Annotated in this window: 25 protein-coding genes; 15 read left to right on the top strand and 10 right to left on the bottom strand. The window is 60.4% G+C overall.

The genetic code is table 11. The features are described 5' to 3' along the window. Positions 1 to 1,275 (top strand): beta-ketoacyl-ACP synthase II, encoded by a 1,275-nt coding sequence (fabF, locus tag ACNYC6_RS05225; protein ID WP_419711386.1) that lies wholly within the window; start codon positions 1 to 3, stop codon positions 1,273 to 1,275. On the opposite strand, the gene ACNYC6_RS05220 is transcribed toward fabF, so the two are convergent. Next, entirely contained in the window at positions 1,272 to 1,829 is a 558-nt protein-coding gene (locus ACNYC6_RS05220; protein WP_419711385.1) for a TetR/AcrR family transcriptional regulator, read from the bottom strand. The two genes, fabF and ACNYC6_RS05220, sit on opposite strands and share 4 nt — an antisense overlap. Positions 1,830 to 2,003: 174 nt before the next feature. Between ACNYC6_RS05220 and ACNYC6_RS05215 the strand changes: the two genes are divergently transcribed. Then, complete coding sequence (locus ACNYC6_RS05215) at positions 2,004 to 2,657, top strand: GntR family transcriptional regulator (protein ID WP_419711384.1); 654 nt, start codon at positions 2,004 to 2,006, stop codon at positions 2,655 to 2,657. Positions 2,658 to 2,672: 15 nt separating this feature from the next. Beyond that, the gene (locus tag ACNYC6_RS05210) at positions 2,673 to 3,524 is read left to right on the top strand and encodes an urea carboxylase-associated family protein (protein ID WP_419711383.1); all 852 of its coding nucleotides are present in this window, start codon (positions 2,673 to 2,675) and stop codon (positions 3,522 to 3,524) included. A gap of 45 nt (positions 3,525 to 3,569) precedes the next feature. Here ACNYC6_RS05210 and ACNYC6_RS05205 read toward each other — a convergent pair whose 3' ends face one another. The 3 genes from ACNYC6_RS05205 to rfbC all read right to left on the bottom strand — a co-directional run bounded on the left by ACNYC6_RS05205 (position 3,570) and on the right by rfbC (position 6,007). Continuing rightward, positions 3,570 to 3,737, bottom strand: coding sequence for a DUF2897 family protein (locus ACNYC6_RS05205; protein ID WP_419711382.1), 168 nt, complete (start codon positions 3,735 to 3,737; stop codon positions 3,570 to 3,572). Positions 3,738 to 3,878: 141 nt separating this feature from the next. Continuing rightward, the gene (eat, locus tag ACNYC6_RS05200) at positions 3,879 to 5,243 is read right to left on the bottom strand and encodes an ethanolamine permease (protein ID WP_419711381.1); all 1,365 of its coding nucleotides are present in this window, start codon (positions 5,241 to 5,243) and stop codon (positions 3,879 to 3,881) included. 218 nt (positions 5,244 to 5,461) lie between these two features. Next, positions 5,462 to 6,007, bottom strand: a complete 546-nt coding sequence (rfbC, locus tag ACNYC6_RS05195; protein ID WP_419711380.1) for a dTDP-4-dehydrorhamnose 3,5-epimerase — start codon at positions 6,005 to 6,007, stop codon at positions 5,462 to 5,464. A gap of 197 nt (positions 6,008 to 6,204) precedes the next feature. On the opposite strand from rfbC, the gene kdpF reads away from it, so the two are divergent. The 6 genes from kdpF (at position 6,205) to ACNYC6_RS05165 (ending at position 14,348) form a co-directional block, all read left to right on the top strand. Continuing rightward, positions 6,205 to 6,294: a K(+)-transporting ATPase subunit F gene (kdpF, locus tag ACNYC6_RS05190; protein WP_007899818.1), complete on the top strand. Its 90-nt coding sequence runs from the start codon at positions 6,205 to 6,207 to the stop codon at positions 6,292 to 6,294. An 8-nt stretch (positions 6,295 to 6,302) separates the two neighbouring features. Further along, positions 6,303 to 7,997, top strand: a complete 1,695-nt coding sequence (gene kdpA / locus ACNYC6_RS05185) for a potassium-transporting ATPase subunit KdpA (RefSeq protein ID WP_419711379.1) — start codon at positions 6,303 to 6,305, stop codon at positions 7,995 to 7,997. A gap of 10 nt (positions 7,998 to 8,007) precedes the next feature. Then, positions 8,008 to 10,065, top strand: a complete 2,058-nt coding sequence (gene kdpB / locus ACNYC6_RS05180) for a potassium-transporting ATPase subunit KdpB (RefSeq protein ID WP_419711378.1) — start codon at positions 8,008 to 8,010, stop codon at positions 10,063 to 10,065. Positions 10,066 to 10,261: 196 nt separating this feature from the next. Further along, complete coding sequence (gene kdpC, locus ACNYC6_RS05175) at positions 10,262 to 10,807, top strand: potassium-transporting ATPase subunit KdpC (RefSeq protein ID WP_419711377.1); 546 nt, start codon at positions 10,262 to 10,264, stop codon at positions 10,805 to 10,807. Positions 10,808 to 10,941: 134 nt separating this feature from the next. Next, a complete protein-coding gene (locus ACNYC6_RS05170; protein ID WP_419711376.1) occupies positions 10,942 to 13,587 on the top strand; it encodes a DUF4118 domain-containing protein in 2,646 nt (881 codons plus the stop codon). A 68-nt stretch (positions 13,588 to 13,655) separates the two neighbouring features. Continuing rightward, positions 13,656 to 14,348, top strand: coding sequence for a response regulator (locus ACNYC6_RS05165; protein WP_419711375.1), 693 nt, complete (start codon positions 13,656 to 13,658; stop codon positions 14,346 to 14,348). A 130-nt stretch (positions 14,349 to 14,478) separates the two neighbouring features. Here the strand turns inward: ACNYC6_RS05165 and ACNYC6_RS05160 are convergent, their stop codons facing one another. After that, positions 14,479 to 15,426 carry an IS110 family transposase gene (locus ACNYC6_RS05160; RefSeq protein ID WP_419708264.1) on the bottom strand — a complete coding sequence of 316 codons (948 nt, stop codon included), beginning with the start codon at positions 15,424 to 15,426 and terminating at the stop codon, positions 14,479 to 14,481. A 248-nt stretch (positions 15,427 to 15,674) separates the two neighbouring features. Then, positions 15,675 to 16,715, bottom strand: coding sequence for a patatin-like phospholipase family protein (locus ACNYC6_RS05155; protein ID WP_419711374.1), 1,041 nt, complete (start codon positions 16,713 to 16,715; stop codon positions 15,675 to 15,677). Between the two features lie 221 nt (positions 16,716 to 16,936). On the opposite strand from ACNYC6_RS05155, the gene ACNYC6_RS05150 reads away from it, so the two are divergent. From ACNYC6_RS05150 to ACNYC6_RS05140, 3 genes are all read left to right on the top strand, one after another. Next, positions 16,937 to 17,215: a hypothetical protein gene (locus ACNYC6_RS05150; protein ID WP_077046249.1), complete on the top strand. Its 279-nt coding sequence runs from the start codon at positions 16,937 to 16,939 to the stop codon at positions 17,213 to 17,215. A gap of 46 nt (positions 17,216 to 17,261) precedes the next feature. Beyond that, entirely contained in the window at positions 17,262 to 18,029 is a 768-nt protein-coding gene (locus tag ACNYC6_RS05145) for a CHAD domain-containing protein (RefSeq protein WP_419711373.1), read from the top strand. Between the two features lie 135 nt (positions 18,030 to 18,164). After that, a complete protein-coding gene (locus ACNYC6_RS05140; protein ID WP_419711372.1) occupies positions 18,165 to 18,962 on the top strand; it encodes an acyl-CoA thioesterase in 798 nt (265 codons plus the stop codon). Here the strand turns inward: ACNYC6_RS05140 and ACNYC6_RS05135 are convergent, their stop codons facing one another. Next, positions 18,963 to 19,328 carry a terminase gene (locus ACNYC6_RS05135; protein WP_419711371.1) on the bottom strand — a complete coding sequence of 122 codons (366 nt, stop codon included), beginning with the start codon at positions 19,326 to 19,328 and terminating at the stop codon, positions 18,963 to 18,965. Positions 19,329 to 19,455: 127 nt separating this feature from the next. Continuing rightward, the gene (locus ACNYC6_RS05130) at positions 19,456 to 19,995 is read right to left on the bottom strand and encodes a TetR/AcrR family transcriptional regulator (RefSeq protein WP_419711370.1); all 540 of its coding nucleotides are present in this window, start codon (positions 19,993 to 19,995) and stop codon (positions 19,456 to 19,458) included. A gap of 152 nt (positions 19,996 to 20,147) precedes the next feature. On the opposite strand from ACNYC6_RS05130, the gene ACNYC6_RS05125 reads away from it, so the two are divergent. From ACNYC6_RS05125 to ACNYC6_RS05115, 3 genes are all read left to right on the top strand, one after another. Next, entirely contained in the window at positions 20,148 to 21,344 is a 1,197-nt protein-coding gene (locus tag ACNYC6_RS05125; RefSeq protein WP_419711369.1) for an MFS transporter, read from the top strand. A gap of 108 nt (positions 21,345 to 21,452) precedes the next feature. After that, a complete protein-coding gene (locus ACNYC6_RS05120) occupies positions 21,453 to 22,604 on the top strand; it encodes a TDT family transporter (RefSeq protein WP_419711368.1) in 1,152 nt (383 codons plus the stop codon). A 98-nt stretch (positions 22,605 to 22,702) separates the two neighbouring features. Further along, positions 22,703 to 24,577, top strand: a complete 1,875-nt coding sequence (locus ACNYC6_RS05115) for an MFS transporter (protein WP_419711367.1) — start codon at positions 22,703 to 22,705, stop codon at positions 24,575 to 24,577. 123 nt (positions 24,578 to 24,700) lie between these two features. Here the strand turns inward: ACNYC6_RS05115 and sugE are convergent, their stop codons facing one another. Both sugE and ACNYC6_RS05105 read right to left on the bottom strand, forming a co-directional pair. Next, positions 24,701 to 25,015, bottom strand: coding sequence for a quaternary ammonium compound efflux SMR transporter SugE (gene sugE / locus ACNYC6_RS05110; protein ID WP_178129112.1), 315 nt, complete (start codon positions 25,013 to 25,015; stop codon positions 24,701 to 24,703). A gap of 118 nt (positions 25,016 to 25,133) precedes the next feature. Next, positions 25,134 to 26,099, bottom strand: a complete 966-nt coding sequence (locus ACNYC6_RS05105; RefSeq protein WP_419711366.1) for a bile acid:sodium symporter family protein — start codon at positions 26,097 to 26,099, stop codon at positions 25,134 to 25,136. Positions 26,100 to 26,147 lie beyond the last annotated feature (48 nt).

Here is a 26,147-nt window from a genome sequence, read left to right as displayed (position 1 = left end):
ATGAGTGATCGTCGAGTGGTTGTAACGGGCATGGGCCTGGTGTCTCCGCTGGGTAGCGGTGTGGAAGCAGTGTGGAAGCGACTGCTGGCGGGGCGTTCCGGCTTGCGTAACTTGCCGGATGAGGTGGTGGCCGATCTGCCAGCCAAGGTCGGCGGTGCTGTGCAGACCGTGGCCGATGATCCCGAGGCCGGCTTTGATCCGGACTTGGCAACGCCGCCCAAAGAGCAGAAGAAGATGGACCGCTTCATTATGTTCGCCATGGAAGCGGCGCGTCAGGCGATCGAGCAAGCCGGTTGGCAGGCACAAACTCTGGCTAGCCAGGAGCGCACGGCGACCATCATCGGTTCCGGCGTGGGCGGTTTCGGCGCGATCGCCGACGCGGTACGCACCACGGACACTCGCGGCCCGAGACGTCTGTCGCCGTTCACTATCCCATCGTTTCTGGTGAACCTGGCGGCGGGACATGTGTCGATCCAGCACGGCTTCAAAGGCCCGTTGGGTGCACCGGTAACGGCGTGCGCGGCCGGGGTTCAGGCGATTGGTGATGCGGCGCGACTGATTCGCTCCGGCGAAGCGGACATCGCCGTATGTGGTGGCGCGGAAGCGGCGATCGATCGGGTCAGCCTTGCAGGCTTTGCGGCCGCTCGCGCGTTGTCCAGCGGATTCAACGACACCCCGGAACGGGCTTCACGTCCTTTCGACAGTGATCGTGATGGCTTTGTCATGGGCGAAGGTGCCGGTCTTTTGGTGATCGAATCTTTGGACCATGCTTTGGCCCGAGGCGCTACACCTTTGGCGGAAATCGTCGGTTACGGCACCTCCGCGGATGCTTATCACCTGACGGCCGGCCCCGAGGACGGCAGTGGCGCACGCCGGGCGATGTCGCTGGCATTGGCTCAGGCGGGCGTTGCGCCGCAGCAGGTTCAGCATCTGAACGCCCACGCCACATCCACGCCCGTGGGCGATCTGGGTGAGCTTGCAGCGATCAAGGCGTTGTTCGGCACGGATAACAAGATTGCGGTGACGTCGACCAAGTCGGCCACCGGGCATTTGCTCGGCGCGGCAGGGGGAATCGAAGCGATCTTCACCCTGCTGGCGATCCGTGATCAGGTCGTACCAGCCACGCTCAACTTCGACAACCCGGACCCTGCCACCGAAGGCGTGGACATCGTCCATGGCCAGGCCAGGCCGATGGCGATCGAGTATGCGTTGTCCAACGGCTTCGGGTTTGGCGGGGTCAATGCCAGCGTGTTGTTCAAGCGCTGGCAGGGTTAATCCTGGGCGTTCTTCAGGTGTTCGCGGGTGACGTCGAGTATGCGCTGGGCAAACTCGGCGTCGGCCACGCTGCGCGATAACAGCAACGCGCCGACCAGTGCAGACATGATCACAATGCTGCGGTCGGCGGCGTTCTCTCCTGCCAGGGTGCTTTCGATCTGATCGAGTCGCGCCTTGAGTACCACGTCGCTGGTCGGGCTCGGCTGACCACGCAGCCCCAACTCAGAAGAAATGGTCAGCAGCGGGCAGCCTTCATGGGGCGAAGTCTGATGCCATTCCGACAGGTATGTGTCGATGAACGCTTCGAGAGGGTACTTCTCGGCGAAGAGTTGCGCACATAACCCATCGACCTGTTCGCCTGCCTCTTGCAGGGCCTTCTCCACCAATTCGTCCTTGGACTTGAAGTGCGAATAAAAGCCACCGTGAGTCAAGCCCAGCGCTTTCATCAAAGGTTGCAGGCCGGTCGCGCCGATGCCGTCACGGCGAAAACGCGCCGAAGCTTCCTTGATGATGCGTTGGTGGGTCTGGGCTTTGTGATCCTGCGAGTAACGCATCTGATATCTCCACATCAATGCGCCATATTAACCAATGAAAATTGGATGGTGACTGTACTTCTACTTCTAAAAAGCATGCAGATGCGTCGAACGAGTATGAATCGCACGAGCTACTGGCACGATTAGTGATTACTCATTAGCTGATGATTGTTGAACAATCCTGAGGCAATGAGTATGAACAGCGGACTGTCATTGGCCGATCACATCACATTGGAGTTGCGCGCCGACATCATCGGCGGTCGCTTGCTGCCTGGCATGGCGCTGGTGGAAAACGATCTGGTGTCTGCCTACAACGCCTCGCGCAATACCATCCGCGAAGCATTGCATCGCCTTGGCCAGGAAGGCCTGACCCGTTATGTGCGCAACAAAGGCGTGATGGTGCGGCGTTTGGGGATTGATGATGTGCGGGACCTGTTCATGGTTCGGCGCACGCTCGAACTGCAAGCCATCAGCACCAGCCGCCCGCTGCGCGACGACCAATCCGACCGGATGCTCGAAGCCCTGGAGGCCACCGAGTTGGCCCGGGAGCGTGAAGACTGGCGCGCCGTCGGCACCCACAGTCTGGCTTTTCATCAACACATCGTCGGGTTGCTGCGCAGTCCGTTGTTCGATGAGTTCTTCACCAATGTCGTCGCGCAATTGCGCCTGGTGTTCTGCGCGGCTCCCGATGAATCAAGTTTCCAGGCGCCCTGGCTGATTCGCGACCGACAGATCCATGAGCTGCTGGTCGAGGGTGACAAACGCGCCGCCGAGGATGCGATGAGCCTCTATCTCGACGATTCCGAACACCTCCTTTTGCAAATGCTCGCCCCATCTTCCCATCACTGATCGAGGATTCTTGCCATGTACAAAGACTATCCGGCGGCCTATCAAGTCAGCAAAGGTTCGGCCTTGCAGGTGGACAAGGCCTTCTATGAACGGGTGCGCGATGCGAAGGACGGGCGCACATTGATCGAGTCTTTCGAGGTGCCGATTCGCACCGGCCGTGCCTGGAATGTTCCGGCCGGGCATGTGTTTCGGGTTACAACGCCTGTTGGCCCGCAAGTAGGCGACTTCAACGTCTGGAGTGCCCATGATCCGCGCGAACGCCTGTGGGCTTCACGTACCCGGCAGTTGCAGGGCGCGCATGTCAGCACCCATGACCGGTTGTGGTCGAACCTGCCTTTTCTGCGACCGCTGGTGACCATCACCGATGACAGCCTGGCCGGTTACGGGATCGATGAACACGGTGGCCGCTTGCACGATTTACTCGGCACGCGTTGCGATCCCTATGTGAACAAAATGCTCACTGGCGAGGATTTCCATCATCACTGCCATTCCAACCTGACTCGCGCCGTATTGCCCCACGGCCTGACCGAATTCGATGTGCATGACGTGCTGAACATTTTCCAGTGCACAGGCCTGAACCACGACGACATGTACTTCATGAAAGCCTGTCCGGCGCAGAAGGGCGATTACCTGGAGTTCTTTGCTGAGATCGATTTGCTGTGCGCACTGTCGACCTGCCCCGGCGGTGACCTGTCACTGGCCATGTGGGGGCCGGACGCTCAGGACCCGTTGAGTGTATGTCGTCCACTGGGCGTGGAAATCTATCGTCTGGAGGATTCGTTGCTGGAGGGCTGGAGCCAGCCGGAGCGCGCCGCGTACAAAGGCCTGCATGGCTTGCACATCGCCAAGGCCGATTGGGAGAAGTAATCACACAAAACCCTGTCATTCGAGAGGAATGACAGGGTTTTTCTGTCAGCGATCCTGCGCTTCCTTGGCGTCCATTTCCGCATTGCGTTCGGCGACGCGTTTGCGCTGTTCATCGGTCAGCTCAACCTTGTTGGCGGTGTCTCGCAGCATCATCAAACCGCCAACGATAGAGCCGATGGCTATCACCAGAATCAACCAAGCGTACCAGGGCATAGGACTCTCCTTGAAGGCAGGCCGGTTGGTGAAGGTTTCGCCACGGCGGCATGCCTATCATTTTGAGCGATGGGATTCCTCAAGGGTTCCATCGCGATAAGTCCATTCTATGCCTGTTATGCCAGGTTCACCCGTAACACCTCACAGTCCGGTCAGCATCGCATCCGCCGGTGCGTTGGCACGCAGTTGCGCCGTGAGCATGAAGTACACGAAACCTACCGCCATGAAGGCGAGGAAAATCAGCCCGATCAGCGTGTTGAACCACGCCATGGCCACCAGGCACACCACCGCCAACACCAGGGCAATCATTGGCACCAGGGGGTAGCAGGGCGCGCGAAAGGTGCGCTCCAGATTCGGCTCGGTTTTACGCAGCTTGAACAGGCTGAGCATGCTCATGATGTACATCACGATAGCGCCGAACACGGCCATGGTGATCATCGCCGCCGTCAGCGTCATGCCGCCGAGATTGATCAGGCCGTCGCTGTAGATCGCCGCGATGCCGATCACGCCGCCGGCGATGATCGCCCGGTGTGGCGTTTGAAAGCGCGACAGTTTGGCCAGGGACGCTGGCAGGTAACCGGCGCGGGCGAGGGCGAAGAACTGCCGTGAGTAGCCGAGGATGATCCCGTGGAAACTCGCCACCAGCCCGAACAGACCGATCCACACCAACATGTGCAACCAGCCTGAGCTTTCGCCGACCACGGTTTTCATCGCCTGCGGCAGCGGATCGTTGATGTTCGACAAAGTGCGCCAGTCGCCGACACCACCGGCAAAGAACATCACGCCCATCGCCAGCAACACCAGGGTCAGGATGCCGCTGATGTAAGCCTTGGGAATCGTGCGTTTCGGGTCCTTGGCTTCTTCGGCAGCCATGGCTGCGCCTTCGATGGCGAGGAAAAACCAGATCGCGAACGGAATGGCTGCGAACATCCCGGCAATGGCCGGGGCGCCGAACACATCGGAACCGGCCCAGCCATTGAGGGCGAAGTTGCTGAAGCTGAACGCGGGTGCGACCACACCCATGAACACCAGCAGTTCAGCCACCGCCAGCACGCAGACCACCAACTCGAAAGTCGCCGCCAGCTTCACGCCGAGGATGTTCAGGCCCATGAACACGATGTAGGCACCCACCGCCGCGTGCTTTGGATCGAGGGCGGGGAACTGCACATTGAGGTACGCGCCGATGGCCAGGGCAATGGCCGGTGGGGCGAAGACGAACTCGATGAGCGTCGCCAGCCCGGCGATCAATCCGCCTTTCTCGCCAAAGGCACGGCGACTGTAGGCAAAGGGACCACCGGCATGAGGAATTGCGGTGGTCAGTTCGGTGAAACTGAAGATGAAACAGGTGTACATGGTGGCGACCATGAAGGACGTCACGAGAAAGCCCAACGTTCCGGCCACGCCCCAGCCATAACTCCAGCCGAAGTACTCCCCGGAAATCACCAGTCCCACCGCAATGCCCCACAAGTGCAGCGTGCCTAGCGTGGGTTTGAGTTGTGTGTTCATGCATTTGCTCCCTGAACGGTTTGGAAAGCTCGGGGAGGGCAGTGCAGTGGGCGTGCCAGTGTTGCGACAGCAGTCGTTATGAATGAAAAACCGTCGCAATGGGGATATTTGTTGTTGAGTGTTAGTTTGCTGTGTGCCAGTTGAGGGCGTTAGTTCCCGTCCTGCCGCCTTCGCGGGCAAGACGGTGGCATATTCATTGACAAACTAAATGACTGAGTTCAGGAAAAAACCTCAGCATCCTTGAAGTAGGCCGCGGCCTGGTCTTTGGCGGACAGTTGCGGTGCTTCGTTCAATTGCCAGTCAATGGCCAGGTCAGGGTCATCCCAACGGATGCTGCGCTCGGCGGAGGGGGTGTAGTAGTCGGTGGTTTTGTAGAGGAACTCGGCGAAATCACTCACCACCACAAAACCATGGGCGAAACCTTCCGGGACCCAAAGCTGGCGATGATTCTCGGCGGAAAGGTGCACAGCAACCGATTTGCCGAAATGCGGCGAGCTGCGGCGGATATCAACGGCAACATCGAGCACTTCACCGACTGTTACACGAACCAGCTTGCCCTGGGTGTTTTCCAGTTGGTAATGCAGACCGCGTAATACGCCTTTTTGCGAGCGCGAATGATTGTCCTGGACGAACTGTGTGTGCACGCCCGTCGCATCTGCAAAAGCCTTGGCATTGAAGCTCTCATAAAAGAAGCCTCGCTCATCACCAAATACCTTCGGTTCGATGATCAGAACACCGGGCAGGTCGGTGGTGATTACATTCATAGGGGGAATTCTCCAGCAAGCAGGCGTCAATAACCGACATTCTTGCGCAAAGTGTGCACTGAAGCGAGTGGCAGGTCGCAAAAGCACTCTTTACGCCTTCTTTATGCCTCGCGCTCCCTCTCGGTCTCGTTCCTTTACAGCCTCCATCCCGACAATAACTCCACACGCGGCAATACGCCGTAACACGGAGAACTTCCATGAGCGTTCTGGACGGGGTGTCACTGCTGTTGGCAGTGGGGCTGTTCATTTATCTGTTGGTTGCGCTGTTGCGCGCGGACCGGAACTAGGAGCGGCTATGCACAGTTATGACTATTGGCTGATCCTCGCGTTTTTCGCGTTGGTATTGGTCCCGGCGCCGTTTCTCGGGCGCTACTACTACAAGGTAATGGAAGGCCAGCGCACCTGGTTGACGCCGATCCTCGGGCCCGTGGAGCGTGGATGCTATCGCGTGGCGGGCGTCGATCCGCAGGCTGAACAGAGTTGGCAGAAGTACGCTTTGGCCTTGCTCGCTTTCAACCTCGCGGGCTTCCTGCTGTTGTTCGCGATTTTATTGTTCCAGGATCATTTGCCGCTCAACCCGCAGAATCTGCCGGGCCAGGAGTGGACACTGGCGTTCAACACCGCCGTCAGCTTCATGACCAACACCAACTGGCAGGCCTACAGCGGCGAAGCGTCGCTGAGCTACCTGAGCCAGATGGTCGGCCTCACCGTGCAGAACTTCGTCAGCGCCGCCACCGGCCTGGCCGTACTGGTTGCGCTGTGCCGTGGCATCGGTCGCAAATCCACCGCATCGCTGGGCAACTTCTGGGTCGACATGACCCGCGCCACCCTCTACGGCCTGCTGCCGCTGTGCCTGCTGCTGGCGCTGTACCTGGTGTGGCAAGGCGTACCGCAAACCTTCGCGCAATACGTGAATGCGGTAACGATGCAGGGCGTTGATCAAGTGATCCCGCTGGGCCCGGCTGCCAGCCAGATTGCGATCAAGCAACTGGGCACCAACGGTGGTGGTTTCTTTGGCGTGAACTCGGCGCATCCGTTCGAGAACCCGACGGCATGGAGCAACCTGTTCGAGATGGCCTCGATCATTCTGATCCCTGCCGCGCTGGTGTTCACCTTCGGCCATTACGTGAAGGACCTGCGCCAGAGCCGCGCAATCATCGCCTGCATGCTGGCGCTATTCCTGATCGGCGGCGCAACTTCCATGTGGGCCGAATACCAACCGAACCCGGCAATGAACAACGCCGCCGTCGAACAGACCGCGCCGCTGGAAGGCAAGGAAGCACGGTTTGGCACCACCGCCACAGTGCTGTGGTCAGTGACCACCACCGCCGCGTCCAACGGCTCGGTCAACGGCATGCACGACAGCCTCAACCCGCTGAGCGGTATGGTCGCGCTGGTCAACATGATGGTCGGTGAAGTGATCTTCGGCGGTGTCGGCGCCGGGCTCTACGGCATGTTGCTCAACGTGCTGATCGCGGTGTTCCTCGCCGGCCTGATGATCGGCCGCACTCCGGAATACCTCGGCAAGAAACTGCAAGCCAGGGAAGTGCAATGGCTGGTGGTGACCTTGATGGTCATGCCGATTGGCGTGCTGGTGCTCAGTGCGATTGCTGCGAGCCTGCCCGGTCCGGTGGCCTCGGTGAGCAACCCCGGCGCCCACGGCTTCAGTCAACTGCTTTACGCCTACACCTCAGCCGGTGCCAACAACGGTTCGGCGTTCGGTGGCTTCGGCGCCAACACACCGTTCCACAACCTGATGCTGGGCCTGGGCATGTTGATCGGTCGTTTCGGCTACATCCTCCCGGTTCTGGCGTTGGCCGGCAGCCTGGCGATGAAGAAAACCGCACCGATCGGCCAGAACAGTTTCCCGACCCACGGCCCGCTGTTCGTGACCTTGCTGACGGTGACCATTTTGCTTGTGGGTGGTTTGACCTTCCTGCCGACTTTGGCACTGGGTCCTATCGCTGAACATTTGAGCATGGGCTTCTGAGGACTATTTGATGAATATGCCCGTAACTAAACCGGTCGCCGCGAAGGCGCCGGAGCAACCGAAAACCGCGATCTCGGCCCTGTGGCGCCCGGCGCTGGTGCAAGCCTTCGTCAAGCTCGACCCACGGCAATTGCAGCGTGCGCCAGTGATGCTGGTGGTCGAACTGACCGCCATCCTGACCACCGTGCTGTGCTTCATTCCTGACGCGGCGGTGCCGACCTTCGTCGCCGCGCAAATTGCCGTGTGGCTGTGGTTCACCGTGCTGTTCGCCAACTTCGCCGAAGCCTTGGCTGAAGGTCGCGGCAAGGCCCGCGCCGACAGCCTCAAGGCCGGCAGTGAAGGTTTGAGCGCCCGGCGTAAAACCAGCAACGGCACCTTCCAGGTGGTGCCGGCTACCAGCCTGCGCAAAGGTGATGTGGTGCGCGTCGAAGCGGGGGAGATGATCCCCGGTGACGGTGAAGTGATCGAAGGCATCGCGGCGGTCAACGAAGCGGCGATTACCGGTGAATCCGCACCGGTGATTCGTGAGTCTGGTGGCGACCGTTCGGCCGTCACCGGCAACACGCGGCTGGTCTCCGACTGGCTGCTGGTGAAGATCACCGCTAACCCCGGCGAGTCGACACTGGACCGCATGATCGCTCTGGTCGAAGGTGCCAAGCGCCAGAAAACCCCGAACGAAGTAGCACTCGACATCCTGCTGATCGGCCTGACCCTGATCTTCCTGATGGTGGTGGTCACGCTGCAACCGTTTGCCCACTTCGCCAACGGCAGCCTGCCGCTGGTGTTTCTGGTGGCGTTGTTGGTCACGCTGATTCCGACCACCATCGGCGGCCTGTTGTCGGCCATTGGTATCGCCGGGATGGATCGCCTGGTGCGCCTGAACGTAATCGCCAAGTCCGGTCGCGCCGTGGAAGCGGCGGGGGACGTACACGTCCTGCTGCTGGACAAGACGGGCACCATCACTTTCGGTAACCGTCGTTGCACGGCGGTCTATGCCGCGCCGGGCGTCACTGCCCGGGAACTGGCCGAGGGTGCATTGTTTGCCTCGCTGGCGGATGACACGGCGGAAGGCAAGTCCATCGTCGAGTACCTGCGTGGAACCCAGCCACAACCCGAACCGGCCAGCGAATTGCTGACCGCCGTACCGTTCAGCGCAGAGACTCGCCTGTCCGGTGTCGACTATCAGGGGCGCGTGTATCGCAAAGGCGCGGTGGATTCGTTGCTGGCCTTTGTGGGCCTCACTCGCGCCGATCTCGCCGCACCGTTGTCCCGTGAAATCGACAAAATTGCGCAAAGCGGCGGCACCCCGTTGCTGGTCTGCGTCGACGGCAAATTGCTCGGCGCGATCCACCTCAAGGACGTGGTCAAACCCGGCATCCGCGAGCGTTTCGCCGAGCTGCGCAAACTGGGGATTCGTACGGTCATGGTCACCGGCGACAACCCGCTGACCGCTGCGGCGATTGCTGCTGAAGCCGGTGTGGACGACGTGCTGGCAGAAGCCACGCCGGAGAAAAAACTGGCGCGCATTCGTCATGAGCAAAACGACGGGCGCCTGGTCGCGATGTGCGGCGACGGCGCCAACGATGCCCCGGCGCTGGCCCAGGCAGACGTCGGCATGGCGATGAGCGACGGTACGCAAGCGGCGCGTGAAGCGGCCAACATGGTCGACCTCGACAGCGACCCGACCAAGCTGCTGGACGTGGTGCAGATCGGCAAGGAACTGCTGGTGACTCGTGGCGCGCTGACAACATTTTCCATCGCCAACGACGTGGCCAAATACTTCGCGATCCTGCCGGCACTGTTCGCCTCGATCTATCCGCAACTGGGCGTGCTCAACGTCATGCACCTGAGCAGCCCGCAGAGCGCGATTCTCTCGGCAATCGTGTTCAACGCATTGATCATCGTGGTGCTGATTCCGTTGGCACTGCGCGGGGTGCGAGTGCAGGCGGCCAGTGCGGCGGCATTGCTGCGCCGCAATCTGCTGATCTACGGGCTGGGCGGGATTCTGGTGCCGTTCGTGGGCATCAAGGCGATCGACATGCTGTTGACGGCGTTGCATCTGGTTTGACGATAGGACGCTGTGGTGGGGCTTTTGTGGCGAGGCAGCTTGCTCCCGCTGGGCTGCAAAGCGGCCCCATCCCAGACACCGCATTTGTTCAGACATACCGCATTCACCAGGATGACGACTGCTTCGCAGCCGAACGGGAGCAAGCTCCCTCGCCACAGGTGATGTGTTTGTTTTCACCGAATTCGAGGATTTTGAAATGTCCACAATGATACGCCCGGCCCTGAGCCTGCTGGTCCTGATGACCCTGATCACCGGCGTCGCTTATCCCCTGGTAGTCACCGGCGTGGCCCAGGTTGCGTTCCCGGATCAGGCCAATGGCAGCCTGGTGCAAGACACTGACGGCAAAGTCCGCGGCTCATCACTGATCGCCCAGGATTTCGTCGGCGACGCCTGGTTCCACCCACGGCCATCGGCCGGTGCCTTTGCCACGGTGGCGAGCGGCGCGAGCAATCTGTCGCCGAGCAACCCAGCGCTGGCCACCCGGGTGATCGACGATGCCAGCAAACTGGTAGTGCCCGGTCAGGGACCCGTGCCGCTGGCCATGCTCACCACGTCCGGCAGTGGCCTCGATCCTCACTTGCCACCGGCCGCGATTGCCTATCAACTGGCGCGTGTTGCAACGGCACGTAATGTGCCGGTGGCGACCCTGCAAAACCTGCTGGACGCCCATATCGAGCAGCCGCTGGTGGGGCCGCCGGTGGTGAATGTGCTTGAGTTGAATCGGGCGCTGGAAAACCTGTAGATCTGTGGCGCCCCCAATCGCGAGCAGGCTCGCTCCCACAGGAATACACATTCCAAAATGTGGGAGCGAGCCTGCTCGCGATGACGGCCTGAAAGGCACTCCATCAACATCAGAAAAAAACGAGAATTTAAAGCATGAGCGACTCCGGCCGCGCCGACGCGCTGTTAGCAGACCTGCCCCGCGATGGCCGTGGCCGGCTCAAGGTATTTCTCGGCGCCGCGCCGGGTGTCGGCAAGACCTACGCCATGCTGCAAGCGGCTCACACCCAGCTGCGCCAAGGGGTGAAAGTCATCGCTGGCGTCGTCGAAACCCATGGCCGCTCCGAAACCGAAGCGCTGCTCAGCGGCTTGCCGCAGCAATCTTTGGTGCGTTCGGAATACCGTGGCGTCGAGCTTGAGGAAATGGACCTTGACGGCCTGCTCGCGACCAAACCGAAACTGGTGCTGGTGGACGAACTGGCCCACACCAATGCGCCCGGCAGCCGGCACGAAAAGCGCTGGCAGGACATTCAGGAACTGCTCGCGGCCGGCATCGATGTCTACACCACGGTCAACGTCCAGCACCTGGAAAGTCTCAACGACCAGGTGCGCGGCATCACCGGTGTACAGGTTCGCGAAACCCTGCCGGACTGGGTGCTGCAAGAAGCCTACGAACTGCTGTTGATCGACCTGCCGCCGCGCGAGCTGCTGGAGCGTTTGCGCGATGGCAAGGTGTACGTGCCGGAGCAGGCGAGGGCGGCCATCGACGCGTTTTTTTCCCAGACCAACCTGACGGCCCTGCGTGAACTGGCGATGCAAACCGCGGCGGCTCAGGTCGATAACGACCTGGCCCAGGGCTACCGGCAGTTGGGGCAGGCAGCACCAGCCGTACGCGGGCGTTTGTTGGTGGGGGTCGATGGCGATGCCCAGGCCGAACGCCTGGTACGCCACGCCAGTCGCGTTGCTCAGCGTCGGCATCTGCCGTGGAGCCTGGTGCACGTGGACAACGGCAGCGTGCGTGACGAACAGTCGCGCCTGCGTTTGCAAAGCGCGCAGCAATTGGCCGAACGCCTGGGCGGCGAAGTGGTGTTGCTGCGCGCCGGTGAAGTGGCGAAAACCTTGATCCAGCATGCCGCCGAGCGTCGTGCCAGCCTGGTGCTGGTCGGCCAGTCCCGTCCGAGTTTGCGTCGCCGTTTGTTCGGTGGCGGGCTGGCAGCGCGGCTGCTGTGCACGGCTCGCGGGCTGGAAATCAACGTCCTCGACAGTGATCACGAACAGCATCAACTTCGGCAGCGTTCGATGCAGTCGCTGGTGTGGTTCGACTACGCCCTAGCGGTGGTGGCGACGATTCTGGCTTCCGCGCTGGCCTGGGCCGTGGCAAAAACTTTACCGCTACCCAACATCTCGCTGGTGTTCCTCGCCGCCGTCTTGCTGGTGGCGGTACGCAGTAGCCTGGGGCCGGCGCTGGTCTGCGCGGCGCTGTCGTTTCTGACCTACGACTTCCTGTTCATTCCACCGAATTTTTCCTTCAGCATCCAGCGCGAAGAAGACGTGCTGACCTTGCTGTTCTTCCTGCTGATGGCGGCCCTCACCGGTAACCTCGCAGCGCGGCAACGGCGGCAATTGCAGGCCCTGCGCGATACCCAGGAGGAAACCACCGAACTGCTCGACCTGTCGCGCAAACTCACTGCCGCCACCGACCGCCAGGCGGTGATCAGCGCTGCGGCGCATCACCTCGAAGGCTGGAGTGATCTGCAACTGTGCCTGCTCAATCGCGACGGTCCCAGTGGCTGGAAAGTCGAGACCGGTGGACCGCTGGAGTTCTCCGAAGCGGAACGCGCCGCCGCCGATTGGGCTTGGCAACACGATCAACCGGCCGGCGCCGGCACCGGTACGTTGCCGTTCGGGCGTTGGTGGTGGTGGCCGCTCACCGTGGAGGACGGACCGCTGGCGTTGCTCGGTGTGTGCGCAAAAGAGGGCCAGACCTTGAGCGGCCAGCGTCGACGGTTGTTGACCGCGTTGAGTCAGCCGCTGGCCCAGGCGCTGGCCCGCGCGCAGTTGGCCGATGACCTGGAAGCGGCGCGGCTGCACGGCGAAACCGAACAGTTGCGCAGCGCCTTGCTGGCCTCGGTGTCCCACGATTTGCGCACGCCACTGACCTCCATGCGCGGCAGCATCGACAGCTTGCTGGCCCTCGGTGAAGCGATCCCGCTGGAGGATCGCCGCGAATTGCTCGAAGGCACCCGCGATGAAGCTGAACGGCTCGATCGCTACATTCAAAACCTGCTGGACATGACCCGTCTCGGTCACGGCGCGCTGAAGCTGGCGCGAGACTGGGTTTCGCCGGCGGACATCGTCGGCAGCGCGCTCAATCGCCTGCGTGCGGTACTGGCGCCGTTACAGGTCAGCACCGAAGTACCGGCAGAATTGCCGCTGCTGTTCGTCCACGCTGCGCTGATCGAGCAGGCGCTGATCAACGTGATGGAAAACGCCGCGCGTTTTTCGCCGTCCCACGGGCGTTTGCAATTGCGCGCGGGGGCCGATGACAGTGAGCTGTTTTTCTCGGTGAGCGATGAAGGACCGGGGATTCCGGAGTCGGAACGGTCGAAGATTTTCGACATGTTCTACACCGCTGCGCGCGGCGATCGTGGCGGGCAGGGCACCGGGCTGGGATTGGCGATCTGTCAGGGCATGGTTGGTGCCCATGGCGGGCGGATCAGCGTCGCCGACGGGATCGCAGGTCGCGGCACCTGCATCACTTTGCACCTACCTTTGCAGGCTCAGCCGGCCTTTGAACATTAAGTGCCGAAAGTGAAGCCTGATTGTGCGTGCGTTACTCTCTAGCCACCTCTTTGTGTTGACGTGAATTCATGAGCCAGACTGCGACCATTTTGGTCATCGACGACGAACCGCAGATCCGCAAATTCCTGCGCATCAGCCTCGCTTCGCAGGGCTACAAAGTGCTGGAAGCCGGCACCGGCAACGAAGGGCTGGCCCAGGCTGCGCTGAACAAACCGGACTTGCTGGTGCTCGACCTCGGCTTGCCCGACATGGATGGCCAACAGGTTCTGCGCGAGTTTCGCGAGTGGTCGACAGTGCCGGTGCTGGTGCTCTCGGTGCGTGCCGGCGAAGGGCAGAAAGTCGAGGCGCTGGATGGCGGCGCCAATGACTACGTGACCAAGCCTTTCGGCATTCAGGAGTTCCTGGCGCGGATACGTGCGCTGTTGCGCCAGGCTCCGGTGGGCGAAGCGCAGCAAGCGGCGTTGACCTTCGGCCCGCTGACGGTGGACCTGGCCTATCGACGGGTATTGCTCGACGGTGTCGAAATCGCGCTGACCCGCAAGGAATACGCGGTGTTGGCGCAGCTGGCGCGACATCCCGGGCGGGTCATCACTCAGCAGCAATTGCTCAAGGACATATGGGGGCCGACCCATACCGAAGACAGTCACTACCTGCGGATCGTGGTCGGGCACTTGCGGCAAAAACTCGCGGATGATCCGACCCAGCCGCGGTTTATCGTGACCGAGGCGGGGGTGGGGTATCGGTTGTTGAGTGAGGGGTAACCTTTGGATTTTTGTCGACTGACCTGGCCTCATCGCGAGCAGGTTCGCTCCCACAAGGGTTTGATGTTGAGCACAATAGTTGTGACCGCTAAAGATCTCTGTGGGAGATTCTATGGTTGAGGGGAAGCCTTCAACCTGCTTTCGGTTGGTATTCACCTTGCCCTTTCAGCAGTGCAAATACGATCCGGGCAAGTTTACGGGCCAAGATCACCAGTGCCTGCGTAGTACTGAACCCTTTAGCTCTTTGTTCTTGGTAAAAACCTTTCCAGGCGGCTGTGCGGCTGGCCGACATGGCAGCGTTGTGCAAAAGCCGACGCGCCTCCGGATCGCCGCGCTTGGTCAGGCTGCGGCGACCGTCTTTTTGTCCTGACTGCGATACCCGCAAATCCATCCCCAAAAACGCGATGAAGGCATCTGCATTTCTGAAATCGCCTCGCTGAAAAGCCGCGATCAAGCGGGCACCAGTCAGAAAGCCGATACCTTCGACTTTCATGCAACGCTTCAACTGGGCAAGCAAGCCGGCTTCTTTCAGGCGGTCGTTGATCATTTTCTCGACCAGCCCTTCAAGCCTCTGCATGGAGGCCACTTGCTCGGCAAAAGCGGCTTTGAGCAGCGGTTCATTTGTCCAGCTCTGCACCAAGCCAACCCGCGCCTGAACCAGCGCCGCGCGCCGGCGGAAAAGGCTCAAGAGGCAGCGGTACAACGGCGATGGCGGAATCCATGGATGAAGCTCTTCATACTCGTTCTTCAGATAGCGAGCGAGTAACTTTGCATCCAGCGCGTCAGTTTTGGCGCGAACTTTCACACCTTTGCGGTAATGGCTCAGTTCATAGCCACCGACCATGTAAATGGTGCAACCGGCCTCATGGGCCAGGTCGGCGAACTCCAGGTGATAGATATTGGTCGACTCAATAGCGATATCGACCGGTGCCAGCAAGGCTTTCAGCCATTTCTTGATGGCTGGCTTGTTATTGGGAAGCGTCTCAAGCAGATCCAGTTCGGCCTGATAGATCATCAACTCACTCTTGGCGACATCCACGCCCACGATTGGCTTGATAGCAGAAACCGGCATTGCCATTAAACATCCCCCGAGATATGGTTTTGAGCACTTGAAGGGCTCACCCAGAGGCGCAGGCTTGTTCCTATCGTCGGTCTAGCCAGATGCATTCTTTATCGGCGCTTGGGTGAAAGGAGGAGGGGCGAAATCTCCCACGGATCTGTACTGCGCTAACAGTCAGAATCGAGCCTTGTCCCTCCTCCTCCCTTCAAGTCCTAGCATACAAGCGAGCCTGCTCGCGATGAGGCCGGTACATTCATCCGAGAGTCTCAGGAATCCCGCTCATTCTCATACCGATCCAAAGTATCCCGCGCAATTTCCCGCCCCAGCGCGATCAATTCCGGCGCTTTGTAGAACTCGAAAAACCGGCAAACCCGCTTCGGCACGTTGATCAAAACGTCGGGCGGATACCCGGCAATCTTGTACTGCGCCAACGACGTCTGCATCACCTCGAAACTCTGGTTGATCAAGTCCAGCAAGGACGCCGGGCCGACGTTGTCGATGATGAACGACCCGGTGGCGGACTTCGGCGCGCCTTCGCGTTCCGGGGCTGCAGCCGGTTGCTGGGCTTCCGGTTCGGCGGATTCGACCCACGGGTTGATCTCGGCCGCCTCCGCCATCAACGCTTCTTTCTCCAGCAGCAGTAATTGCTCGGCCTGCTTGCGCCGGAATGGCATTTTCGAGCCGAGGGAATTAAGCAGGCTGTTGAAACGGCTCTTGAACGCGGCAGGGCGCTCGATCACCGGCAGTTGATAATGGCGCTGGTTGGTGGAGTTGAGGTTGACCGCGATGATCAGGTCGCAGTGGCTGGACACCACCGGCACGATCGGCAACGGGTTGAGAATCCCACCGTCCACCAGCATGCGATTGCCCTGCATCACCGGCGTAAACAAACTGGGAATCGCCGCCGAGGCGCGCATCGCCTGGTGCAGGCAACCTTCCTGGAACCAGATTTCCTGCTGGTTGGTCAGGTCGGTGGCCACCGCCGTGTAGGGAATGCGCAGGTCTTCGATATTGATCTCGCCGACGATCTTGCGGATCTGCCCGAAGACTTTCTCCCCACGGATCGCCCCCAGGCGAAAACTGACATCCACCAGACGCAGCACGTCGAGGTAGTCCAGGCTCTCGATCCAGTCGCGATATTCATCGAGTTTGCCGGCGGCGTAGATCCCGCCGACCACCGCGCCCATGGAACAACCGGCGATACAGGCGATATCGTAGCCTCGCCGTTCGATCTCCTGGATAACGCCGATATGGGCATAACCCCGGGCTCCACCCGAGCCCAACACCAGTGCGACACGCTTTTTCATCAATCGCCCTCGTTTGAATGGTTCAACAATGCACCCATCGAGGGGGACGCTTCAATCGCCAAGGTCGCTCGGTACAGCGAACGCGTCGTTTTTTCGACACTTGATGGCGGCGGATGGTTATTCTCGTCAGCGCTACAGTTTGCGCGGGCGATGGACGGCACTTTTCACGCGCCAGACCGTCCTACCTGCATGACTGTTTTCCTATGTTTGAGGAGTGAGTGATGAAAGCCTGGATCTGTGTGCCACTGATTGCCCTGGCGCTCGCCGGTTGCGCCGGTAAAACCGCTTATCGCGACAGCTGCGGTAGCAACCTCGATGCTGCATGGCACGAGCTGGACCTGGCCAAGGCCGAGGGTTTCGCCGGGACGGTGAGTTACTCCAAGGCCTTGTCGCTGCTGACCGCGGCCAAGACCCAGCAGCAATTCGAAGGGTTCGAAGGCTGTACCCAAAAAGCCGAGAAGGCGCGCTTCTATATTCGTGAGTCACGCGCCGGCCGTTGAGGCATGATGCAGGGCTACAGGGGACATTCGAGTCAGGGAGCAAGCGATGTCGGCATTGGTTGATCGATTAGTGGCTCATGTCTTGGGCCTGGAAGTTCGTGTACTGGCCTGTCAGGCGCGTTTGAGTGCGCGTACCGACCCTGAAGCCTTGCATGACCTGCGGACAACGGTGCGCCGGTTGCGCAGTCTGTTGCGACCATTGAGCGGACTGCCGGGCGTCGAGCAACTGGAAACGGCGGCTTCCGGTGTCGGTGACTTGACCACGCCGTGGCGCGATCGTGAAGTGTTGGCGGCCTACTTGCTGCAGCACGACCAACCCGAAGCCGCGCAGTGCCGGTTGGCGCAGATGGCCGAGGCTTACCCTGCGGTGGCGTCGAGTACCGAGCTGGCGCAATTGCTGGTCATCCTTGATGCCTTTCCGCGTTTTTTGCGGGCCTCTGAACGTCAGGGTTTGCTCAAGGGATTGGGCAAGCGCATTGAGAAACGCCTGGGCAAACAGTGGAAGAAACTCGACGAAGCCCTGCACGATCCCGCCCATGACCGCCATCGCTTGCGCCTGTTGATCAAGCGCGTGCGCTATGGCATCGATGCCTATCCCGAACTGGATCGCTTGCCGAAAGCGGCGATGCCCCGATTGAGATCGGCACAGGGCGCTTTGGGGGACTGGCACGACTGCCTGCAATGGCTGGCCATTGCCGAGCAGGAAGCCGATTTGCAGCCCTGTGTCGCGGTTTGGCAAGCCACCATGGTCAAGGCCGAACAACGCGCCGACCGTGTGCTGGACAAGCTCAGTGCGGATTGCTTCAAATCCTGAGTTCAACGCAAGACGGCTCTAAGGGGGGCGGTACTTTCCGGCCCATCTGTCAGCAAATTTGGCCGGAATGCGCGCTGTACAGCCTTCGCCAGCTGGTTAAGATCCCTTCATCCTTTTTCTGCTCCTGAGGTTTTCATGCGCTTCTCCGATCTGCTCGACGCCGTCCGCCGCCAGCCGCTGGAGTTGTCTATCCCCGCCTCTTGGGCGCAGGGCCGCGCCAGTTTCGGTGGTTTGGTGGCTGCTTTGCAGTACGAAGCCATGCGCGCAAAAGTCCCGGCTGACCGGCCGGTGCGTTCGCTGGCGATTACTTTCGTTGGACCCGTCGAGCCGGAAGTGCCGGTCAGTTTTGAAGTCGACGTGCTACGCGAAGGAAAAGCCGTCAGCCAGGTGCTGGGGCGGGCGATGCAGAAGGGACAGGTCGTGACGGTGATCCAGGGCAGCTTCGGCGCTTCGCGTCCCTCGGAAGTGGCAGTGAAGTCAGAGCCTGCGCCCGAGATGAAGCATTGGGACGATTGCCAGGAACTGCCATTCATCGAGGGCGTTATCCCGGAATTCATGCGGCACCTGGCGATGCGCTGGAGTGTCGGCGGCTTGCCGTTCTCCGGCAGCACCTCTCGCCAGATGGGTGGATGGGTGCGCTTGCGCGGTGATGTGAAGGAAGAGGCGGTCAGCGAGGCGCACATCCTGGCGCTGGTAGACGCCTGGCCACCCGCCGTGATGCCGTTCCTGAAGAAACCAGCCATGGGCAGTACGCTGACCTGGACCATCGAGTTCGTGCAGCCGTTGCTGGAATTGAGCACGCTGGACTGGTGCAAATACCTCGTGGAAACCGAGCACGCCGCCGACGGCTACGGCCACGCCGCCGCAAAGATGTGGGACGCTGAAGGCCGATTGATCGCCATGAGCCGGCAAACGGTGACAGTGTTTGCCTGATCAGTGACGGCGGTGGCGCTCACGCCAGGCGCGCCACCAGCCACCACTGAGGAAAAACCTTGGGAAGGTCAGGAACTGCTCGACCAGCAGGCGTGAGACCGCGTCTTTACGATCGCTGAACGGCTCGGAGGCTTCAGCCTCCAGTGTGTGTCCATGACGCTGCAAGCCGAGCGCGGCGATCACACCGATGATGCCAATGGCGAAATTCGCCAGATTCAGGCCGAACACCCCGGACACAATCAACAGAAACGCCACGATGAACAGCGGCACGGCAATCAGGTGTAACACCAGATTGGTCGGGTGCTGGTGATTGTTCGGGTAGGCACGCCATTGCCAGGCGGGAAGGTTGGGGTGACGTTTGCCCATGATGCTGATCCTCAAGTCCATGTTGAACACATGCTTGAAGAATAGGCCCGCTAAATGCAGGCGGCGAATCGAGCTTGGCTATCGAAGTGATAGGCGTCATGGGCAATGTTGATGCTGGCGTCGGTCGTTATGGCTGACTCAAGGCGATCTCGATCAACCGATGCAATTCCTCGCCCTCCAGAGGCGCCTCGGAAAACAGAATGCGAAACACGATAGGGGCCGCGACCAGGTTGATCAGCCGATCGACACCAGGTTTTGGTTCATCCGGATAGCGATCGAGAATGACCTGCAACTGCCCGCCAATGATCGTCGCGCAATAGCTCGGCTTGAGGCTCGATTGCACGTCGCGCAGCATGTTGCGACCGGGCGCCGAGCTCATTTCGTCCAGATACTGATCCGCCCAGGCGCGCACATCGCCGGACAAGCTGCCGGTGTTGGCCGATTCGGTTTCCGGTTGCATGCGGGAGAGCGCGACGTCCGCCAGCAACGCCGACAAATCACCCCAGCGCCGATAGATGGTCGAAGGCGTAACGCCAGCGCGCGCAGCGATCTGCGGCACCGTCACGCTGGCGCGATCCTGCTCTTCGAGGAGTTCGCGCACGGCGGTATGAATCGATTCTTGCACCCGGGCACTGCGGCCACCGGGACGTAAAGTGGGAGCGGTCATCACGGAGTTCCTGTCTCGCGCCGGGGCCTGTATCGACAGAACGCCGGTTCTGAAAAGCAATGCATCGGACCTTAACACAAAGAATTTGCTTTAAGCACAAACCGGTAGCACACTCCGCAAAAGCAAAAAGTTAGCTTTTGCGGAGGGTTTCCATGTCCAGTTCCCGTTCAAACCGTGCAAGCCTGTGGTTCCTGGCGATCACCTTGCTCAGTTTCCTGGCGGCGTCCACTGCGCCGACACCGTTGTATCACTTGTATCAAGAGCAACTGCAATTCTCGAATGCCGTGCTGACCCTGATTTTCGGCGTGTACGCCCTTAGTCTGCTGGCGGCGCTACTGACGGTCGGTTCGCTCTCGGACTTTCTTGGGCGCAAACCGGTGATCTTCACGGCAGTGATGCACAATGCCGTGGCGATGCTGTTGTTCATCTACGCTGACAGCGTCACTTGGCTGATCAGCGCCCGGGTACTGCAAGGCTTCGCCACCGGCATGGCGACCGCGGTGTTGAGTGCGACGCTGCTGGACACCGACCGCCAGCAGGGACCACTGATCAATAGCGTGGCACCGTTGATCGGCATGGCGCTGGGTGGACTGGGATGCGGTTTGCTGGCGCAATTTGCGCCAGCACCGTTGCACTTGACCTATTGGCTGCTACTGGCTTTGTTCGCGCTGCAGGCCGTGTATGTCTGGCGTTTGCCGGAAAGTGTCTCGTCGCAGCCCGGCGCCTGGGCCTCGTTGCGGCCAACCCTGCATGTACCGGTTCAGGCGCGTTCTACGTTGTGGCGAGTGCTGCCGCTCAATACCGCGACTTGGGCGCTCGGCGGTTTTTACGCATCCCTGGCACCCTCCCTGGTGCGCACGGCGACGGGCTCAACCTCGAATCTGATCGGCGGTGCGACCGTCGCCGCACTGACGTTGACGGGCGCGTTGATGATCTACACGTTGCGCAATCGTGCTGCCGCCAGATCGTTGCAGTTGGGAGCCAGCCTGCTGCCGATCGGCCTGATCCTGGTTTTGCTGGGAGTGCACAGTGCCAGCCTGCCACTGTTTTTCCTTGGCACACTCATCGCCGGGTGTGGCTTTGGCGCCGGCTTCCTCGGTGCCGTGCGCAGCCTGGTGCCACTGGCCTTGCCCCATGAACGGGCCGGGTTGATGTCGGCGTATTACGTGCTCAGTTATCTGGCGTTCTGCCTGCCGTCGTTGCTAGCCGGCAATCTCACGCACACCTTCGGGCTGGTCACCACCACTGATGGTTATGGGGCGGTGCTGATCGTCCTCTCCCTCAGCGCCTTGTTCGCGTTGATGCGCCAGCGTCCGGTCAGCGCTTGCAGTGCTACCGGACAGCCATAAAAGGCTAGTATCTGCAAAATAGATAATAGTTAGAGATATTACCCGTTATATAGATATTCTATCCGGATCTATGATGGGCTCCACCTCACCAGAGGACAGGAGTTCGCCATGACATGCATCCACATCACCAAGCCTGGCATCAAACCTTTCAGCCACTTGCAGCATCCGCGCGAGGTGATTCGCCAGTTCACTCCGAACTGGTTCGCCGCCACCATGGGCACCGGAGTGCTGGCCCTGGCGCTGGCGCAATTGCCCGTAGCCAATTCCGTTTTGCACGGCATTGCCGAAGCCCTTTGGCTGTTCAATATCGTTCTGTTTCTGTTGTTCACCGCACTGTACGCGGCGCGTTGGCTGCTGTTTTTCGATGAGGCGCGGCGGATTTTCGGTCACTCCACGGTGTCGATGTTTTTCGGCACCATTCCCATGGGCCTCGCGACCATCATCAATGGTTTTCTGCTGTTCGGATTGCCGCGCTGGGGCGAAGGCGTGATTCAACTGGCCGAGGTCCTGTGGTGGCTGGATGTGGCGATGTCTCTGGCGTGCGGGGTGCTGATTCCTTTCATGATGTTCACCCGCCAGGAACACAGCATCGATCAAATGACGGCCGTGTGGCTGCTGCCAGTGGTGGCGGCGGAAGTGGCCGCCGCCAGCGGTGGCTTGCTGGCGCCACACTTGGTCGACGCTCACTCGCAGCTGGTGGTGCTGGTGACCAGCTACGTGCTCTGGGCATTTTCCCTACCGGTGGCGTTCAGCATTCTGACAATTCTGCTGTTGCGCATGGCCCTGCATAAATTGCCCCACGAAAACATGGCCGCTTCCAGTTGGCTGGCATTGGGGCCGATCGGTACCGGTGCGCTGGGCATGTTGCTGTTGGGTGCCGACGCTCCTGCGATCTTTGCCGTGAATGGCATGGCGGGCATCGGTGAAATTGCGGCCGGGTTGGGTCTGGTTGCCGGTATCACCCTGTGGGGCTTCGGCTTGTGGTGGATGCTGATGGCGGTGCTGATCACCCTGCGTTATCTACGCGCCGGCATACCTTTCAACCTTGGCTGGTGGGGCTTCACCTTTCCGTTGGGCGTCTATTCCCTGGCAACGCTGAAACTGGCCAGTACCTTGAACCTGACGTTTTTCGCGGTCTTTGGCTGCCTGCTGGTGGCATTGCTGGCGTTGATGTGGCTGATCGTCGGCAAGCGGACGCTGCAAGGCGCATGGCGGGGTGAGTTGTTTGTGTCACCGTGCATTGCAGGATTGAAGAAATAACCGGCGAAATTTAGGTAATGTGTGGCCTGGATCGATGTTCGACATTCCAATCAAAGAACCCAGGCCACTCTTTACCTAACATCAGGGACACATGGACGATGAGTCACCCCTCACAATTCACCTTGCTGCGCACACGGCGTTTCCTGCCGTTCTTCGTGACCCAGTCTCTCGGGGCGTTCAACGACAACATCTTCAAACAGTCGTTGATCCTCGCCATTTTGTACAAGCTCACCATCGACGGTGACCGTTCGATCTGGGTCAACCTGTGTGCGCTGCTGTTCATCCTGCCGTTCTTTCTGTTCTCGGCGCTGGCCGGGCAGTTCGGAGAAAAGTTCGCCAAGGACGCCTTGATCCGTCTGATCAAACTCGGGGAAATCGTCATCATGGCGGTCGGCGCGGTCGGCTTCATGTTCGATCACCTGTCGCTGATGCTGCTGGCGCTGTTCGCCATGGGCACGCATTCGGCGCTGTTCGGACCGGTGAAGTATTCGATCCTGCCGCAAGCCCTGCGTGAAGATGAACTGGTCGGTGGCAACGGCCTGGTGGAAATGGGCACCTTCCTGGCGATCCTGGCGGGGACCATCGGCGCCGGGATCATGATGTCGTCCAGTCATTACGCGCCCGTGGTTTCCACCGCGATTATCGGCATTGCCGTGCTCGGTTACCTGGCCAGTCGCGGCATTCCGCGGGCAGCGGCGGCGACGCCGGAAATGCGCCTGAACTGGAACATTTTCAGCCAGTCCTGGGCCACGCTTAAGCTGGGCCTGGGGCAGACCCCGGCGGTATCGCGCTCGATCGTCGGCAACTCGTGGTTCTGGTTTGTCGGGGCAATTTATCTGACGCAGATCCCGGCGTACGCCAAGGAGTGGATGCACGGTGACGAGACCGTGGTGACGCTGATTCTCACGGTGTTCTCGGTCGGTATCGCCGTGGGTTCGATGCTTTGCGAAAAACTGTCCGGGCGCAAAGTCGAAATCGGCCTGGTGCCGTTCGGTTCGTTCGGCCTGACCGTGTTTGGTTTGCTGTTGTGGTGGCATTCCGGCGGAATTCCGGACAGCGTTGCGGGGCACGGCTGGATCGAAGTTCTCGGTTTCGGCCACACCTGGCTGGTGCTGCTCGACATCCTCGGACTCGGCGTGTTCGGTGGTTTCTACATCGTCCCGTTGTACGCGCTGATCCAGTCGCGCACCGCCGAAAACGAGCGGGCGCGGGTGATTGCCGCCAACAACATTCTCAACGCGTTGTTCATGGTGGTGTCGGCGATTGTCTCGATCATCTTGCTGAGCGTGGCCAAGCTGTCGATCCCGCAGTTGTTCCTGGTGGTGTCGTTGCTCAACATCGGCGTCAACGCCTACATCTTCAAAATTGTCCCTGAGTTCACCATGCGTTTCATGATCTGGCTGCTCAGCCATTCCATGTACCGCGTGCAGCATCGCAATCTTGAGTCGATACCGGACGAAGGCGCCGCGCTGCTGGTGTGCAACCACGTGTCGTTCGTCGATGCCTTGCTGATTGGCGGTGCAGTACGTAGGCCGATTCGCTTTGTCATGTACTACAAAATCTACAACCTGCCGGTGCTGAACTTTATCTTCCGTACGGCGGGGACGATTCCGATTGCGGGACGCCACGAAGACATCCAGATCTACGAAAAGGCCTTCACGCGCATTGCCCAGTACCTGAAGGACGGCGAACTGGTGTGCATTTTCCCTGAGGGCAAGTTGACGGCTGATGGCGAGCTCAACGAGTTCAAGGGCGGGCTGACACGGATTCTCGAAGAGACGCCAGTACCGGTGATTCCGCTGGCGTTGCAAGGGTTGTGGGGGAGCTTCTTCAGCCGCGATCCGAACAAAGGGATGTTTCACCGGCTGTGGTCGCGGGTGACGCTGGTGGCTGGGCCGGCGGTGGCGGTCGAGGTGGCGGAGCCTGCCAGGTTGCAGCAATTGGTCGGGGAGTTGCGCGGAGCGGTTAGATAGCGGGTGACGGTGCTGGCCTCATCGCTGGCAAGCCAGCTCCCACAAGATCGATGGTATGCACCTATCAGGTGTTCACTGAAGATCCCTGTGGGAGCTGGCTTGCCAGCGATGGGGGCCAGTGACCTACGCGCTGACCTTCAGCCCAACCAACCCGGCAATAATCAACGCCACACTGGCCAGTCGAAACAATGCCATCGACTCACCAAACAAAATGATCCCGGCAATCACAGTGCCGACGGCGCCCACGCCAGTCCAGATCGCATACGCCGTGCCCAGTGGCAATTCCTTCATGGCAAGGCCCAGCAAGCCAAGGCTGATAGCCATGGCCGCAACGGTGAGGACAGTGGGGAGCGGACGGCTGAAGCCATCGGTGTACTTCAGGCCGACGGCCCAGCCGACTTCGAACAGACCGGCGAAAAACAGAATGATCCAGGACATGAAGACCTCCATCGATTGACGGGGTCGTCCCCAGATTAATGACTCGATCGAGCCGCGAGGTCGTCCCCGCGTTGCGCAACAGAGTGCCCAGCATTAACCCGGGGATCAAGTTTTTGAATCAGTCAGTGGTCTGCTGAGCGGCCATTTCGCGATCTTCTTTCTCGCTCATGCGCCGGAAATACGTCGAGAGCAGCGCACCGGAAATATTGTGCCAGACGCTGAACAATGCGCTCGGTACCGCCGCCAGCGGCGAGAAGTGTGCACTGGCCAGGGCGGCGCCCAACCCCGAGTTCTGCATGCCGACTTCCAGTGCCAGGGATTTGCGCTGGGCCAATGGCAGCTTGAACAGACGGCCGGTGAAGTAACCCAGCAGGTAACCGAAGCTGTTGTGCAGCATGACCACGGCCATGATCAGCAGGCCGGATTCGGCGATCTTCGCCTGGCTGGCGGCGACCACGGCGGTGACGATGATCACGATGCTCACCACCGATACCAACGGCAAAACGTCCACCGCGTGACGCACCTTGTCGCCAAGCAGGCGCTGGGCAACCACACCCAACACGATGGGCAGTAGCACCACTTGCAGGATCGACCAGAACAACTCCATGAACGACACCGGCAACCAGGCCGAAGCCAGCAGCCAGATCAACGCCGGGGTCAGCAGCGGGGCGAGGAGGGTGGTCACGGCAGCGATGGCTACCGACAGTGCGAGATCGCCACGTGCGAGCCAGGTCATCACGTTCGACGACGTGCCGCTTGGGCAGCAACCAACCAGGATCACACCGACGGCGATTTCCGCTGGCAAATGGAACGCCTGGCAGAGCAACCACGCCACGCCGGGCATGATCACGAAATGCGCCACTACACCCAAAGCCACGCGCCACGGATGACGGGCGACTTCAGCGAAGTCTTCGAGCTTGAGGGTCAGGCCCATGCCGAACATCACCAGGCCCAACAGCGGCACGATGGCGCCTTTGAGGCCGATGAACCATGCCGGTTGCAGGAACGCCACGACGGCGAAAATCAGTACCCAGTAAGCGAAGGTGTTGCCGACAAAGCGACTCAATGCAGCCAGTGCGCGCATGGCGTGTTCCTTGTTATGTGAAAGCGTAGGGAGCTAAGCATACGCTTC

The organism is Pseudomonas sp. NFX224 (assembly GCF_048565165.1).
In the GTDB taxonomy this organism is placed as follows: Bacteria; Pseudomonadota; Gammaproteobacteria; order Pseudomonadales; family Pseudomonadaceae; genus Aquipseudomonas.
This window is presented reverse-complemented; position numbering and strand designations above follow the sequence as displayed.

Excerpts from the sequence above, each read along its gene's own strand:
- fabF (WP_419711386.1), top strand. The coding sequence starts at position 1 with ATGAGTGATCGTCGAGTGGTTGTAACGGGCATGGGCCTGGTGTCTCCG.
- ACNYC6_RS05220 (WP_419711385.1), bottom strand. The coding sequence starts at position 1,829 with ATGCGTTACTCGCAGGATCACAAAGCCCAGACCCACCAACGCATCATC.
- ACNYC6_RS05215 (WP_419711384.1), top strand. The coding sequence starts at position 2,004 with ATGAACAGCGGACTGTCATTGGCCGATCACATCACATTGGAGTTGCGC.
- ACNYC6_RS05210 (WP_419711383.1), top strand. The coding sequence starts at position 2,673 with ATGTACAAAGACTATCCGGCGGCCTATCAAGTCAGCAAAGGTTCGGCC.
- ACNYC6_RS05205 (WP_419711382.1), bottom strand. The coding sequence starts at position 3,737 with ATGCCCTGGTACGCTTGGTTGATTCTGGTGATAGCCATCGGCTCTATC.
- eat (WP_419711381.1), bottom strand. The coding sequence starts at position 5,243 with ATGAACACACAACTCAAACCCACGCTAGGCACGCTGCACTTGTGGGGC.
- rfbC (WP_419711380.1), bottom strand. The coding sequence starts at position 6,007 with ATGAATGTAATCACCACCGACCTGCCCGGTGTTCTGATCATCGAACCG.
- kdpF (WP_007899818.1), top strand. The coding sequence starts at position 6,205 with ATGAGCGTTCTGGACGGGGTGTCACTGCTGTTGGCAGTGGGGCTGTTC.
- kdpA (WP_419711379.1), top strand. The coding sequence starts at position 6,303 with ATGCACAGTTATGACTATTGGCTGATCCTCGCGTTTTTCGCGTTGGTA.
- kdpB (WP_419711378.1), top strand. The coding sequence starts at position 8,008 with ATGAATATGCCCGTAACTAAACCGGTCGCCGCGAAGGCGCCGGAGCAA.
- kdpC (WP_419711377.1), top strand. The coding sequence starts at position 10,262 with ATGTCCACAATGATACGCCCGGCCCTGAGCCTGCTGGTCCTGATGACC.
- ACNYC6_RS05170 (WP_419711376.1), top strand. The coding sequence starts at position 10,942 with ATGAGCGACTCCGGCCGCGCCGACGCGCTGTTAGCAGACCTGCCCCGC.
- ACNYC6_RS05165 (WP_419711375.1), top strand. The coding sequence starts at position 13,656 with ATGAGCCAGACTGCGACCATTTTGGTCATCGACGACGAACCGCAGATC.
- ACNYC6_RS05160 (WP_419708264.1), bottom strand. The coding sequence starts at position 15,426 with ATGGCAATGCCGGTTTCTGCTATCAAGCCAATCGTGGGCGTGGATGTC.
- ACNYC6_RS05155 (WP_419711374.1), bottom strand. The coding sequence starts at position 16,715 with ATGAAAAAGCGTGTCGCACTGGTGTTGGGCTCGGGTGGAGCCCGGGGT.
- ACNYC6_RS05150 (WP_077046249.1), top strand. The coding sequence starts at position 16,937 with ATGAAAGCCTGGATCTGTGTGCCACTGATTGCCCTGGCGCTCGCCGGT.
- ACNYC6_RS05145 (WP_419711373.1), top strand. The coding sequence starts at position 17,262 with ATGTCGGCATTGGTTGATCGATTAGTGGCTCATGTCTTGGGCCTGGAA.
- ACNYC6_RS05140 (WP_419711372.1), top strand. The coding sequence starts at position 18,165 with ATGCGCTTCTCCGATCTGCTCGACGCCGTCCGCCGCCAGCCGCTGGAG.
- ACNYC6_RS05135 (WP_419711371.1), bottom strand. The coding sequence starts at position 19,328 with ATGGGCAAACGTCACCCCAACCTTCCCGCCTGGCAATGGCGTGCCTAC.
- ACNYC6_RS05130 (WP_419711370.1), bottom strand. The coding sequence starts at position 19,995 with ATGACCGCTCCCACTTTACGTCCCGGTGGCCGCAGTGCCCGGGTGCAA.
- ACNYC6_RS05125 (WP_419711369.1), top strand. The coding sequence starts at position 20,148 with ATGTCCAGTTCCCGTTCAAACCGTGCAAGCCTGTGGTTCCTGGCGATC.
- ACNYC6_RS05120 (WP_419711368.1), top strand. The coding sequence starts at position 21,453 with ATGACATGCATCCACATCACCAAGCCTGGCATCAAACCTTTCAGCCAC.
- ACNYC6_RS05115 (WP_419711367.1), top strand. The coding sequence starts at position 22,703 with ATGAGTCACCCCTCACAATTCACCTTGCTGCGCACACGGCGTTTCCTG.
- sugE (WP_178129112.1), bottom strand. The coding sequence starts at position 25,015 with ATGTCCTGGATCATTCTGTTTTTCGCCGGTCTGTTCGAAGTCGGCTGG.
- ACNYC6_RS05105 (WP_419711366.1), bottom strand. The coding sequence starts at position 26,099 with ATGCGCGCACTGGCTGCATTGAGTCGCTTTGTCGGCAACACCTTCGCT.